Origin of the sequence: Cochlodiniinecator piscidefendens (genome assembly GCF_011326755.1) — a bacterium.
In the GTDB taxonomy this organism is placed as follows: Bacteria; Pseudomonadota; Alphaproteobacteria; order Rhodobacterales; family Rhodobacteraceae; genus Cochlodiniinecator; species Cochlodiniinecator piscidefendens.
Genome location: NZ_JAAOIE010000004.1, coordinates 139,093 through 151,365, shown reverse-complemented (window position 1 = coordinate 151,365; position 12,273 = coordinate 139,093). Strand labels below are relative to the sequence as shown.

At 51.8% G+C, this 12,273-nt stretch carries 16 protein-coding genes; 5 read left to right on the top strand and 11 right to left on the bottom strand.

What is annotated here, in order from left to right:
* Positions 1–55: 55 nt before the first annotated feature.
* A complete protein-coding gene (locus tag G9C99_RS12255; protein WP_166417799.1) occupies positions 56–370 on the bottom strand; it encodes a hypothetical protein in 315 nt (104 codons plus the stop codon).
* Positions 371–526: 156 nt separating this feature from the next.
* Between G9C99_RS12255 and G9C99_RS12250 the strand changes: the two genes are divergently transcribed.
* The gene (locus tag G9C99_RS12250) at positions 527–1,141 is read left to right on the top strand and encodes an HD domain-containing protein (RefSeq protein WP_166417798.1); all 615 of its coding nucleotides are present in this window, start codon (positions 527–529) and stop codon (positions 1,139–1,141) included.
* Positions 1,142–1,258: 117 nt separating this feature from the next.
* Here G9C99_RS12250 and G9C99_RS12245 read toward each other — a convergent pair whose 3' ends face one another.
* Complete coding sequence (locus G9C99_RS12245) at positions 1,259–1,762, bottom strand: GNAT family N-acetyltransferase (RefSeq protein WP_166417797.1); 504 nt, start codon at positions 1,760–1,762, stop codon at positions 1,259–1,261.
* A 278-nt stretch (positions 1,763–2,040) separates the two neighbouring features.
* A complete protein-coding gene (locus G9C99_RS12240; protein WP_166417796.1) occupies positions 2,041–2,487 on the bottom strand; it encodes an SRPBCC family protein in 447 nt (148 codons plus the stop codon).
* Between the two features lie 111 nt (positions 2,488–2,598).
* On the opposite strand from G9C99_RS12240, the gene G9C99_RS12235 reads away from it, so the two are divergent.
* Positions 2,599–3,291: a helix-turn-helix transcriptional regulator gene (locus G9C99_RS12235; RefSeq protein ID WP_166417795.1), complete on the top strand. Its 693-nt coding sequence runs from the start codon at positions 2,599–2,601 to the stop codon at positions 3,289–3,291.
* A gap of 281 nt (positions 3,292–3,572) precedes the next feature.
* Here the strand turns inward: G9C99_RS12235 and arsH are convergent, their stop codons facing one another.
* The 4 genes from arsH to G9C99_RS12215 all read right to left on the bottom strand — a co-directional run bounded on the left by arsH (position 3,573) and on the right by G9C99_RS12215 (position 7,608).
* Positions 3,573–4,289, bottom strand: a complete 717-nt coding sequence (gene arsH / locus G9C99_RS12230; RefSeq protein ID WP_166417794.1) for an arsenical resistance protein ArsH — start codon at positions 4,287–4,289, stop codon at positions 3,573–3,575.
* Entirely contained in the window at positions 4,286–5,893 is a 1,608-nt protein-coding gene (locus tag G9C99_RS12225) for a PatB family C-S lyase (protein WP_205859854.1), read from the bottom strand. Before G9C99_RS12225 ends, arsH begins: the two co-directional genes overlap by 4 nt.
* Positions 5,890–6,942 (bottom strand): ACR3 family arsenite efflux transporter, encoded by a 1,053-nt coding sequence (gene arsB, locus G9C99_RS12220; RefSeq protein ID WP_166418004.1) that lies wholly within the window; start codon positions 6,940–6,942, stop codon positions 5,890–5,892. Before arsB ends, G9C99_RS12225 begins: the two co-directional genes overlap by 4 nt.
* 267 nt (positions 6,943–7,209) lie before the next feature.
* Positions 7,210–7,608, bottom strand: a complete 399-nt coding sequence (locus G9C99_RS12215) for a M14 family metallopeptidase (protein ID WP_231704058.1) — start codon at positions 7,606–7,608, stop codon at positions 7,210–7,212.
* A gap of 158 nt (positions 7,609–7,766) precedes the next feature.
* Between G9C99_RS12215 and G9C99_RS12210 the strand changes: the two genes are divergently transcribed.
* Positions 7,767–7,919: a helix-turn-helix domain-containing protein gene (locus tag G9C99_RS12210; protein ID WP_166417793.1), complete on the top strand. Its 153-nt coding sequence runs from the start codon at positions 7,767–7,769 to the stop codon at positions 7,917–7,919.
* A gap of 580 nt (positions 7,920–8,499) precedes the next feature.
* Here the strand turns inward: G9C99_RS12210 and G9C99_RS12205 are convergent.
* The gene (locus tag G9C99_RS12205; RefSeq protein ID WP_166417792.1) at positions 8,500–8,988 is read right to left on the bottom strand and encodes a hypothetical protein; all 489 of its coding nucleotides are present in this window, start codon (positions 8,986–8,988) and stop codon (positions 8,500–8,502) included.
* A gap of 126 nt (positions 8,989–9,114) precedes the next feature.
* On the opposite strand from G9C99_RS12205, the gene G9C99_RS12200 reads away from it, so the two are divergent.
* Positions 9,115–9,618, top strand: a complete 504-nt coding sequence (locus G9C99_RS12200; protein WP_166417791.1) for a hypothetical protein — start codon at positions 9,115–9,117, stop codon at positions 9,616–9,618.
* 293 nt (positions 9,619–9,911) lie between these two features.
* Positions 9,912–10,316, top strand: a complete 405-nt coding sequence (locus tag G9C99_RS12195) for a hypothetical protein (RefSeq protein WP_166417790.1) — start codon at positions 9,912–9,914, stop codon at positions 10,314–10,316.
* 182 nt (positions 10,317–10,498) lie between these two features.
* Here the strand turns inward: G9C99_RS12195 and G9C99_RS12190 are convergent, their stop codons facing one another.
* The 3 genes from G9C99_RS12190 to G9C99_RS12180 all read right to left on the bottom strand — a co-directional run bounded on the left by G9C99_RS12190 (position 10,499) and on the right by G9C99_RS12180 (position 12,259).
* Positions 10,499–10,999: a hypothetical protein gene (locus G9C99_RS12190; RefSeq protein ID WP_166417789.1), complete on the bottom strand. Its 501-nt coding sequence runs from the start codon at positions 10,997–10,999 to the stop codon at positions 10,499–10,501.
* Positions 10,999–11,553 (bottom strand): ActR/PrrA/RegA family redox response regulator transcription factor, encoded by a 555-nt coding sequence (locus G9C99_RS12185; RefSeq protein ID WP_166417788.1) that lies wholly within the window; start codon positions 11,551–11,553, stop codon positions 10,999–11,001. Before G9C99_RS12185 ends, G9C99_RS12190 begins: the two co-directional genes overlap by 1 nt.
* Positions 11,554–11,635: 82 nt before the next feature.
* On the bottom strand, positions 11,636–12,259 hold the full coding sequence (locus G9C99_RS12180; protein WP_166417787.1) for an SCO family protein: 624 nt from the start codon (positions 12,257–12,259) through the stop codon (positions 11,636–11,638).
* Between the last annotated feature and the right edge of the window lie 14 nt (positions 12,260–12,273).

Below are 12,273 nucleotides of genomic sequence, written 5' to 3'. Positions count from 1 at the left end.
TCTTGGGCGCAGATACCATTCACAGGCGTCCGGGGCAACGTAGGATGTGGATAAATCATCCCGACACTTCACCGGCAGGGCGTTGTGTTTCAAAATGCCAATGTTCACCAGAGGCCATAACGCAACTGATCCCATTGGGCCGGGTCATTAAAATCGTGAAACTCCCACTTTCAGGAGAGCTCCAGACCTCTAGTAAATTGCTCTGACTTTGCAATCCACCCGCATACAGCGTTTCCGCATACCGACCCATAAGGGTCTGCACAATTGTATCACGCGGCGCACAGTAGGTCCGCGCGTTTTGCGCCGTTGCAGGTGGGGCGAGTGCAGCCGCGCCAAAGATCAGCGCAGCACCGATAACACGTTTAAACATGACGTTTCCTTTCTCATTCGTGTTTCCTAATAAATATGGGGTCTGACCCGGCATTGACCTATCAACTCCGCCACACATTCCCGTGTAATTCGCGCTTTACAGGGTCGGATGGTGCGCGCTAAACATGCGAACGAATAGGAAACAAAAGGCAAAAACATGCCCCCAAAGGCCCCCCGCACGCAACCCCGTGCATGGCAAAGAATGCTCTCTGGCCGGCGGCTTGATCTGCTGGACCCAACCCCCATGGACATCGAAATCGAAGACATCGCGCACGGCCTCGCTTTTGTTGCGCGTTGGAACGGGCAGACCTTTGGTGATTTTCCCTATTCAGTTGCCGAACATTCCTTACTGGTCGAACGCATTTTCACCCGTATGAACCCCGGCGCCGCCGTGCGCTGGCGGCTGGCCGCGCTTTTGCACGACGCCCCTGAATACGTGATCGGAGACATGATTTCCCCGGTAAAGGCCGCCGTTGGCCCCGGCTACGGTGAACTTGACGATCGCCTTACCGCTGCTATCCACATTCGCTTTGGCCTGCCCGCCGTGACACCCGCGATGATCAAAAAGCAAATCAAAAAGGCTGATATCGTTTCTGCTTGGCTTGAGGCCACTCAGATCGCAGGCTTTACCGAAACAGAAGCAGACAAGCTTTTCCCCCGTCCAAAACCTGACGTGATCAAAGGCCTGTCCATTGACCTACGTCCCCCTGTCGCAGTGCGAACCGAATTCACCGCGCGCCATCATGAATTGCTGAAAGAAATGTCCACCTAAGCCGCAAAGATAAACGGAAAACGCCCTTCGAGCGACACGTAGAGAATACCTCTTTTGAGGTCATTGCGTCTGGAGCTAGCAAAAGTAAGCTATCATTTCTGCTAAACCTATTTTGCCTCAGGCGTGTCGGTAGCGTACGTACGTCGTCAGATATTCGTCGTAGTGTGTCTCTATTCCTCGGTACGTCATACCAAGCCGCTGCATGACTTTGTGTGATGCGATATTTCTCTGATCGGCCACAGCGATCACATATTCTGCATCTAGACTCTCAAACGCGAAATCCATTGCAGCTTGTCCTGCCTCTGTTGCATAGCCTTTGCCCTGAGCGGCAGTTGCCAACCGCCAGCCAATTTCAAGCGGTGCGCCGGGTACGTTAGCCGTATTCTGGACACATGCAGCGCCAATAATAGCGTCGCTTTTCCTCTCAACGAGAGCCCACCACGCATATCCGAGCTGTTTCCAGCGTTCGGAGACCCGCGTGATCGACGCTTCTGTTTCTTGCAAAGTTTTTAAGGGGCCGAGAAATCGCATGACATCTGGGTCACGATCCAAAGCATGCAGACCTTTTAGATGTTTCGGTGCAAATGGCTCTAGCACAAGGCGTTGGGTCACAACCTTCATTTCCGCTCCTTAAAATTAAACTGTCATACCAATACATGAGCATATGGCAGCTTTCCTTAACCGGGGCAAAGCCGACGTTGGCGAGACCCCAACGGAACGGTGTTTTGTCTACAGTGCTGAAACTCGAATATGTTGTGACCAATGACAATACCCAGCCAAAGCAGCCGTTCGACACATCGTGCAACATTTTTGTTGGCCAGAGGGCAGCAGTGCGGACAAAACAGCCCTTCGCCTTGTGCAGACGAACGACTGCTTTGTTATTAGAGGTCAAATCAGGCTCATCCAGCAAGCGCCTTGTCCGACAGACCCTGTAGGTTTTTATCAATGATCTTGCCCATCATCATCTTCATCATTGATTGCCCCATCAGCCATCCCAAAGGGCCATACTTGACGCGATAATCGAAGGTCCACGTCACCTTTGACTGCCCGCCAATTGGAGAGATGCGAATTTCGGAACTGGCCTCTTTCAGAGGCATCGCCGCCATTTCAGAAAGCTTGACTGTATACCCCTTGCCCGGCTGCCAATGGGTCACTTCTTCGACCAAAGATGTGTTGTTCGCAAAATTGTTCCGCCGCTTGGACCCCACCCCAATTTCACCGTCTGTCAGTGCGTCGACAGACGTGATCTGTGGCGCGAATTCGTCAATATGCATGTAACGGCTAAGCACCGCCCATACCGTGTCAGGGGCTGCGTCAATCGTAAGACTACGTTCATGATGGATCATTGTCAGGCTCCGTAAGGTTTGCGCAGCTATGGCGCATTTCAATTTCTGATCCTGTCCTAGAACTGTGCTGCTCTCACCGTTATGACAGTAGTGTGAGGGGAGTGCAGAAAAATGCGTCGCACAGAACGGTTGTTTCAGATTATCCAGATATTGCGGTCTACCCGGTCGCCGATCACAGGACGGGAACTTGCCGATGAATTGGAAATATCTCTTAGCACTCTTTACCGCGATATGGCCGAGCTTCATGCACAGCGCATCCCCATTACGGGCGAGGCGGGGATCGGATACGTGCTTGACGATGGTTATGACATGCCGCCCCTGATGCTCACAGCAGATGAGTTAGAGGCGGCGGCCCTTGGTGCCGCATGGGTAGCATCTGAGGCCGATCCTTCGCTGGCCCGGGCCGCACGGGATTTGGTGTCAAAGCTCTCTTTGGCCATCCCGAAGGAACTGCGCCCGGTAGTACTGGACGGCAGCACAAAGCCTATTCAGACGCGCGCTAGGGTGTCCGAACGTTTCGATAGCGCCCTGCTGCGCCATGCCATTCGGGAAAGGTACAAATTGCAACTCATTTATACGGACCGCGATGGCAGCACGACTGACAGGATTGTCTGGCCGCTATTGATCGCATTCTTGGATCGAACGCGATACTTAGTGGGATGGTGCGAGGCCAGAGACGACTATCGGCACTTCAAGACAGAAAGGGTCGAAGAGCTGAAAGTACTGGGCCAGAAGTACCCGGGACGGCGGGCGGCGCTGCTCAAAGGATGGGAAGAAGCGACAGCGAAACGGATGCAAAGCTGACGTTGGTGGGTTGTGCAGCATCTGGTAAAATGGGCTCTAAGCCGACTTGCGGCGTTGCAGCGTCACCTTGTGTCTCGACAGAGGAGAAATGGAGCTGCTTTCACCTCCATGATTGACCGCAGTCAGCCCAATGCGGTCCTTGCATTTGGGCGCGTCGGCTGGAAACCAATTATTGGCAGCACCTGCGCTCACATTGCTCAGGTTTAGGATAAAACGTCATTTCGCTGCGGGCACACCCATAGTTGCTTTTGATGCTTAGCAACGAATGCAAATGCGCCAAACTAAGTCTGGGCCCGTTGTAGATTGACCCGCTCTATCAAAGCTTCACCCGTTTCTTTACGCTCGCTATAACGATCCACCAGATAATCGGACCGTCCCCGTGTTAGCATCGTGAACTTCATCAGCTCTTCCATTACGTCCACCATCCGATCATAATATGGCGACGGTTTCATCCGGTCGTAGTCGTCAAACTCAAGAAACGCCTTGGCGGTAGAAGATTGGTTCGGGATCGTCAACAGCCGCATCCACCGACCTAATATACGTAGTTGATTAACAGCGTTGAAGCTCTGCGATCCACCGTTGACCTGCATTACGGCCAGCGTCTTGCCTTGCGTTGGGCGCACGGCCCCCATCGACAGTGGTATCCAGTCGATTTGGGATTTCATAATACCGGTCATCGACCCGTGACGCTCTGGTGAACACCAAACCATACCTTCGCTCCAACTGACCAGATCGCGCAATTCCTGCACTTTGGCATGTGAAGCATCCTCATCATCGGGTAATGGCAGCCCGCTTGGGTTGAAGGTTTTTGTTTCAGCACCCATTCGGGTCAACACGCGCGCTGCTTCTTCGGTCATCAGACGGCTGAAGGACCGCTTGCGCAATGAACCATACAGCAACAAGATGCGTGGGGGATGGGTCGGTTGCTCGGCAGCGAACAGACGGTTTTCGTCAATAGTGCGAAGATGGGCATCTTTGAGGTGCGGTGTATCGGTCATGTTCGTATCTTTCGATGTTCAGAAATTGCATTGATTAGGGCATTCAGTGCTGCGTCGAGCCGCGCACGCGTGCAGGCAATGTTCAATCGCCCAAACCCTGCGCCGCCTTCGTCAAAGGCAGCACCACGGGTGATCGCCCACCCAGCTTTCCGGCGCAGAAACTGGGTCAAATCTTTGGGTGCAAACCCCAGTTCTCGAAAGTCCAGCCACAGCAGAAACGTGCCCTCGGGCTCGATCAAGGTTACTTCGGGAACAGTGTCCAACCGCACGCGCACCAGTGCAAGGTTACCTTCGATGTAGTCAGTCGCGGCATCAAGCCAAGGCGCGCCTCTGTCATATGCTGCCTCCATTGCCGCGCTGGCAAAGGCGTTGTTCTTGTTCACGGTCAGGCGGCTGTTTTCAGCCTTGAATGCGTCACGGCGTTTGGGGTCTGCTATTACGGTAAACGACGAACAACACGCCGCGATGTTGAATGCTTTGGCGGGCGACAGGCAGCTGATACAATTGAGCGCGTCAGCTTCGGAAATTGAGGCAAAGGGTGTGTATCGGTGGCCGGTAAAAGTGATGTCTCCATGGATTTCATCGGACACCACCAGAACGTTATGGGCGCGGCAAATTTCTCCGATCTGCGCTAGAGTCGACTTGGCCCAGACCCGCCCTACAGGATTATGCGGATTACACAGGAACATCATTTTAACCGATGGATCAGCGGCGATGATCTCCAGCCCGTCAAAATCCATCTCATAACGTCCTTCACGCAGGATCAGCGGATTACGCACCATACGACGGCCATTCTCGGCAATAATGTCTGCAAAATCAAAAAACACCGGGGGTTGCACGATGATGCCATCACCGACATCTGTGAACAGGTTCAGCGCCATCGACAGGCTGTTCAACACATTGGGTGCACGCAAAATGTGATCAGGATCAACCGTCCAACCATGCCGGTTTTTTTGCCAAGCGACCAAGGTGGATATCAGGCCATCCGGCACTGCTTCATAGCCGAAAATGCCGTGGGCGACGCGGTTTGCCAAAGCCTCCGTCACGGCGGGAGGCGCTGGAAAATCCATATCCGCAACACCGGCGGGGAACAACTCAGTCCCATCGTGACCCAACACCATCGGATGGACCTTTAGCGCAGGCACCGCACGCCGATCTATTTCCTTATCGAAATCGAAGCTGTCCAATTTAGCTGGCTTCCCCTTATCGTCCAGGACCATCTCGCCGTCTTCTTTGTACAAAGGACCAGATGGCCACTGATTCAACAATTCTAGAACGGTCTCAGAAGGACGGCAAAGCCGTACGCCCTTGGGCGAAACAACGATAGGTCTGTTCACCAAAACTGGATGTTCCAGCATCGTATTGAGGATTGTCTCGTCGTTGACCCCGTCTTCCAGAAGCCCCATTTCCAACGCCGGAGACTTGGTCTTGCGAAGCGCCATTCGCGGCGTCAGGTTCGCCGCCGCAAACAATGTGTTTAGCTGATGTCTAGTCCAGCCCTCGGTCAAGTATTCCACTACGTCAAAACTGTCACCGGATTTGCGAACAGTATCCACAACATTGCGCGAAGTACCGCATTCGGGGTTATGGTAGATAATGATCATAACGCAGTCTCTGGAAAACGATTGCGGGTGCGGTTGGCAAAGGCAACCAACGATAGCATTACAGGCACCTCAACCAGCACCCCAACAACCGTCGCCAGTGCCGCGCCAGAATGAAGTCCGAACAGGCTGATGGCCACCGCGACGGCGAGCTCAAAGAAGTTTGACGAACCAATCATTGCACATGGGGCCGCAACACGATGCGGAACTTTCAGAGCATAGGCCGCACCATAAGCGATGGCGAAAATTCCATAGCTTTGAATTATTATCGGCACCGCAATTAGGGCGATCACGAGGGGTCGATTAAGGATCACTTCGCCTTGCAAACCAAACAGGATCACGACTGTCGCGATCAGACCGATGATGGACCATGGCTTCACCTTAGCCGTGAATGCTTCGATAGCTTGTTCCGACCCCAGAACGCGGCGGGTGATCAACCCTGCGACCAAAGGCAATACCACATAAAGAATGGTCGCCAAAACAAGTGTTTCCCACGGCACCACAATGTCAGTTACACCTAACAAGAACGCAACGATCGGCGCAAATGCCACGATCATGATCAAGTCGTTCACAGAGACCTGCACCAGCGTATAGGTAGCATCCCCTCGTGTCAGTTGTGACCATACGAACACCATCGCTGTGCAGGGCGCTGCGCCGAGCAGGATAAGCCCAGCGATGTATTGCGAAGCGTCTTCCGGTTCGATGAACGGGGCAAACACGTAATCAAAGAACAACACAGCTAGAAACGCCATCGTGAACGGCTTGATCAACCAGTTTACCGTTAAGGTTACCAACAGCCCTTTGGGTTGACGGGCCACACCCGCAACCGCTCCGAGGTCCACGCCAACCATCATCGGATAGACCATCGCCCAAATCAGGACCGCGACCACCAAATTGATCGACGCTATTTCCGCCGATGCCACTGCATTGACCACATCCGGCGCGAACGCACCGATTGCAATCCCGCCAATCATCGCAAGGGCGACCCAGACGGTCAGGAGGCGTTCAAAAGTGCCGAGTTTTTCATCAGAGGGTGTATTAGCGTCCGTCATAAGTTTGCCTTTTGCAGTTTTCTTACAGAAATTATTCAGTGTCATGTTTTGTCGCCCAACAAATTAGCAAAGCGACTTCTGTCGACGTTGCAGCCCTTTGGTTTCGATCTTACGATTCAGAATCGCAGCAAGCCCTGCAACTGACCCCGGCTCGCAGACGAACTTAAAGCGCTTGTATACAAGTCTCATTGAAGGACGGGTTTCGTTGTCAGTGGACATGAGACCGCCTGCCAGAATGTAGATCAGTCGAATAGTCAGCCAGCGGCATCAAGATGGCCTCGATAAAATGGCAATCATTTCGCTAGGGCTACCCATTGCATTGCCGGGAAACAGCCGGTTGAGGTTGCCATCATCAACTGACGAAGTGCGTAAACCGGTTTGCGCTGCTAGTGCATTTACAGTTGGTAAAAAGATCAACCGCCCGCGAATATCTCGGGCCTCCAATTCACGCGCAAGGTTAGACTCTGCAATCTGCCCCTCATATTCATCGCCGTGATTTCCCGCCATGATCACCAGCATCGGACCGCTGGCATTTCTGATCGATACGACCGGCACAGGTATCCAACCATAGGCCGAGCAATGCACAGAATGCGGGACGCACAAGTAGCCTGCGTGTTTGCCAATGGCGTCGAAATCCACTTCGGATGAGATAAGTTTTGTTTTCAACAGGAGCACCAGATTTGATATTTCGCGAATCATCGAATTGATTCAATTAGTACTCCCCGCATCACCGGATCGTCAATATTTGATAGTTCGGAGATTAACGAATTATTAATTAGGATGCTACAATCGAAGCCTTCTCTGCCCGTGCACAAACCTCGCGCTTGGCAATCTACCGGATGCTGGTCAACGTCGGGCAAGACGGGCTGACTGCGACCACTATTTCCAAACGCAGTGGGATCGTTCCGTCAACATTGTCAGGACATTTGGCTGCGCTAAAGCGCGCAGGGCCGCTATCGACAACCTGTGCGCGGTGATCGCGTTACTCAGCTTTATGGTCTATGATACGCTTGGCAACCCTATTTTTGGGATTTCCTCCTATAGATTAGCTAGTGACCAAATTGACTGAATGATTGGTTACGGTGGATAGCCCCAGTTTATTCTTGGCGCAGCATCAGTAAATTCGGGTTCAAAATTGCTTGATGCTGCAGAGCCGATGAATGACAGCGATATGAGAAGTCAGGACAATGTGGCAACTTTACCCTTTGAGAGATCGGCTTATGTCGTTAGGGACTGCTTTGGATTGATCGGAAGCTGAAAAGCGTGCGCTTAACTCTTGTTCTTTTGGAAGGTATTGTTGCTGGGCAACCGTCGTATGCGGATGTTATTCGGGTACCCTTGCTCACGGATGGTACAGTGAATACCGAAGAAGTACTTTCAGCTTTCAAGTTAACTTTCCCAATCTTTGAAAACGGGGTGCAATCTACAGATTTTACCGGAGAGCTTCTCGGTGAACCTTTTACCAGTGAGGTAACTGGAGTTAATGCGATACTTGAATTTACCCTTTCTATTGAAGCTCCAAAGCTCTCTGAACACGGAAATTTCTTGATCACAACCTTAGTTACCGATGTGTTCTGCCTCGAAATGGGCTCCGCCCAGGATTGGTGCTTTGGAGGGGTACGAGCCACCACAATAGCCCCAATTGGGAAGTTTTGAGCTCGTGCGCAGCAGAGGCTGGGTAAAACCAAGCTGTGAATGGCAGGAACGAGCCCATAATGCTGCAGTCGAACGAGCGACAGCAATTAGGGGCCACGATCCAAGCTTGAGACCATCGTCAGAGGCAAACGCTTCCTGAAAGCGGGCGTTTACCACGTCATACAGCTCGTTCATCATGACCACTTTAATCTTTAGCGCGTCAAGGCTATTGCCATCACCACGAATGTTGATGGCATAAAGTGGATCCAATGCGACCATTTCGTTCAGGATTTCGCGAACGCCGACAAAATTGGTGTCTTCCTTGAACTGCGGAATGGTGAACTCATTACGCTCATACATATCAGCAGAATAGACGACACGTTGGGATGGAACCCAAGGCTGGTAAACCACGTCGAATAACCGAAAAATACGCAATATATGCAACGCGAGAGGCTATCTTTCTTGCGGCCAAAGGGCTTGTTGCACGAAACGGCCCCAGCGGCCTGAAGATGAGCGACATCGCAACCGAGATCTGAGTTGAACCGGCTTCTATCTACAATCACTACAAAGGATTGGGAGGCACTGAACAGCCTGATTGCGCGATCACTTGCTGAACAGATCGAACTCAAGGACATGCCCGCCGGTCTTGATCCAGAATCTACAATCCGTGAATATTGTCTGCGCTGCACACGATACTTTGCCACCAGAAGTGGCATCGCGCGACTGTCAATCAATGACTTCGCTGAAGTGCATGGCAGCAATCATAACGCATTTGACGAAAACGAAAAAACAATCGTCAAACTCATTGATGGAGAGGCGGAAATATTACAGCGGCATCCTGGCTTTGCGAATCTGGAAAGACCCAGATTGGGGGAAATATCGCTCGCTCGCCAAGGAATGACACTTATGCTTCTTGGAATCACTTGGATTAACGGAAGGGAAACTGATGAAACGCGTATCGCGCAGGTCGCCGAATTGGTTGCAGACATGATCCTAGCTTATGCAGACAGGGACTTAAGTCCACTGGGTACAGGAGCTTAATTGGTAGCACTGAAACCGAGTTGTTGGTCATCTGACACGATAGTGCTTGAAGCTCGGGTCGAATTTACCCGCGACACGCTGCACCTGCGAAGCGGCGTGCGCAAGGCTGATTTGTCCCACGATACTGAAATCCGAGCATATTGTGAGCGAGGACGCAGCCAACTCAAGTCGGCACCCATCAATGAATGTCAGCTAGGGTCTGAGCGACCCGGGCGGAATACTGGTAAATTGAGAAGGTTTAGCTAAAGCTGTATAAAGCAACGGCATACTGATATCCAAAATAGAAGAGCAAGATGTTGAAGACAGCGCTTTACGGTAGTGAGAGTTTTGTTCGCGAGGCTAGAAAACGGCTCATCTCCGTCGATCTAATAACCTTCTATGCTAAAGGCCTGCACGCTAACGCTGAGGTCATCGCGGATTTGAAGCTTGGACATGAAGTCAACTCAGACGATTATGCTGATGATGAGTATTCAGCGCTTGGTGGCAAAATATCGCAATATATGGATGCAGTCATAAAGAGCACAGGCCAGAGACCTTATCAGGCTAGACTGTCTGGAGACTTTGGTGCTTTTAGCGATTTCAACGGATGGTATTTAGAACAAGTTATTTATGGTAAGATCCCATTCAATTTCGCCCTGCAGGAGTATATTCGAATTTCCCCATTCATTGCCCAACGAGATTGTTCGGAACAGAGATGAAATATCGCGGTTCTGATTTCGCATTAGGGCAACTTGACTTAGGTCGTATCGTTGGCTGGCGGATAGCCTCATCTGAAGCCAGACTTTGGAACATACGTTTAGATCAATACTGAGTGGCGTTCGGCAATTATTGATCTAAGCGACGCGCACGCAAATCGTATGCGTAATAACCATACATCGGTTTAACGGTAAAAGCAGGTTACTCCGGACCACACATAAGCCAGTTCATTTTGCGCATTCAGCAACCCGAAAACACCCTCTGATCCGAACTCAACACCAATTGACGTGTTTTCAAAATCAGTAATGCCTGCCGCTTCTAATTCGCTGCGTGTTTGCCCAACACGCAGCCCATTTTCACTGCGCAACACATCGCTTTGCATCACCCACCCGCGCAATGCACCGTCGATGAAATTCAATTTCAGATCATCCCCCCACGACACGGCTGTAATTGGCCCAGCGCCGCATTCTTCGGTGAAAAATTCACCCGTGGGACCGCGGCCCAGCAGCCGCGAAATAGCATCAACAACACCGATTTTCGCACGCCCAAAATCAATACGCTGCTGTGATCCGACAGGATGCAATCCCTCAGAATCTCCAATAACACCAATGATTTCAGGTGGTTCTTCCGCAGTCATACAGGCCGACAGCGCAAGACATATGAATAACGCTGCCGCCCGTATCATTAGCGTGGGCTCCGCTTTGCCAAAATACGCTGCAATGTTCTGCGGTGCATATTCAGGCGCCGTGCGGTTTCCGAAACATTGCGATCACACAGCTCATAAACGCGCTGAATATGTTCCCAACGTACCCGATCCGCAGACATCGGGTTCTCTGGTGGCGGGGGGAGTTCATCAGGCTTTGCCAACAGCGCTGCAGTAATGTCATTGGCATCCGCAGGCTTTGACAAATAGTCCGTCGCACCCATTTTCACCGCCGCAACCGCCGTCGCAATCGCGCCGTATCCGGTTAGGACAATGATCCGCGCATCCGGGCGTTTTTCACGCAGCGTTTCCACTACGTCCAACCCATTTCCATCCTCAAGCCGCAAATCCACCACAGCATACGCCGGCGGCCGCGCGGTTGCGATCGCTTTGCCCGCTGCAACGGATCCCGCCATTTCCGGTTCGAACCCACGCTTTTCCATCGCGCGCGTGAGGCGACGTAAAAAAGGTTCATCGTCATCAACCAACAGTAGTGATCGATCTTCGCCGAGCTGGTCCATATCTTGTTCAGCCATGTGCATCCCCTGTATAACCTGCGTCCTTATTCCTTTTTAGGCGTAAGGGCACAGACGGTCAAATTCTTGATGAAACAGCGGATTAGCTGGCCGCATCGACGAAGCAAGAAACACTTTCCGCCATTTCTTGCGGGGGTGTACTCCGGTTATACACCTCGACCACGCCGTGTTCCGGCAAAGCAAGGTAGCTCTGGGTAGAATGGCTCACCAAATAGAACTCTGGATCACCGTTTTCTTCCTTTTGGAAGTAACCGCGGTAAGCCCGCGAAGCTGCAGCGACTTGTTCTTCGGTACCGGTCAGGCCAATCATCCGATCATGCAAGTTAAAGGCAAAATCTTTCATCACTTCAGGTGTGTCACGTGCCGGGTCAATCGTAATCATGACCGGCGTAACCAAAGTGCCTTCGCCTTCGAGTATAACCACAGCTTCGGCATTGCGTGCGGTATCCGCAGGGCAAATGTCTGGGCAAAACGTATAGCCAAAATACAGAATTGTCGGTTCCGTGATCACATCTGCGTCAGTTACAGCCTGACCGTCCTGATTTACTAATTCGAATGGGCCGCCGATGCTGCTCATCCCGCCAGCAACACGCACAGAGCGGCATGCGGCAAATATGTCATCAGATGTTTCTCTGGAACTGTACCAAAGCCCTGCAAGTAAAGATAAAATTGCCGCTGAAGCAACAATTGCATATGTCCTGATCATCCTGTTTTCCTTTT

Coding starts and splice junctions, on each gene's coding strand:
- G9C99_RS12255 (WP_166417799.1), bottom strand. CDS start 370: ATGTTTAAACGTGTTATCGGTGCTGCGCTGATCTTTGGCGCGGCTGCA.
- G9C99_RS12250 (WP_166417798.1), top strand. CDS start 527: ATGCCCCCAAAGGCCCCCCGCACGCAACCCCGTGCATGGCAAAGAATG.
- G9C99_RS12245 (WP_166417797.1), bottom strand. CDS start 1,762: ATGAAGGTTGTGACCCAACGCCTTGTGCTAGAGCCATTTGCACCGAAA.
- G9C99_RS12240 (WP_166417796.1), bottom strand. CDS start 2,487: ATGATCCATCATGAACGTAGTCTTACGATTGACGCAGCCCCTGACACG.
- G9C99_RS12235 (WP_166417795.1), top strand. CDS start 2,599: ATGCGTCGCACAGAACGGTTGTTTCAGATTATCCAGATATTGCGGTCT.
- arsH (WP_166417794.1), bottom strand. CDS start 4,289: ATGACCGATACACCGCACCTCAAAGATGCCCATCTTCGCACTATTGAC.
- G9C99_RS12225 (WP_205859854.1), bottom strand. CDS start 5,893: ATGATCATTATCTACCATAACCCCGAATGCGGTACTTCGCGCAATGTT.
- arsB (WP_166418004.1), bottom strand. CDS start 6,942: ATGACGGACGCTAATACACCCTCTGATGAAAAACTCGGCACTTTTGAA.
- G9C99_RS12195 (WP_166417790.1), top strand. CDS start 9,912: ATGTTGAAGACAGCGCTTTACGGTAGTGAGAGTTTTGTTCGCGAGGCT.
- G9C99_RS12190 (WP_166417789.1), bottom strand. CDS start 10,999: ATGATACGGGCGGCAGCGTTATTCATATGTCTTGCGCTGTCGGCCTGT.
- G9C99_RS12185 (WP_166417788.1), bottom strand. CDS start 11,553: ATGGCTGAACAAGATATGGACCAGCTCGGCGAAGATCGATCACTACTG.
- G9C99_RS12180 (WP_166417787.1), bottom strand. CDS start 12,259: ATGATCAGGACATATGCAATTGTTGCTTCAGCGGCAATTTTATCTTTA.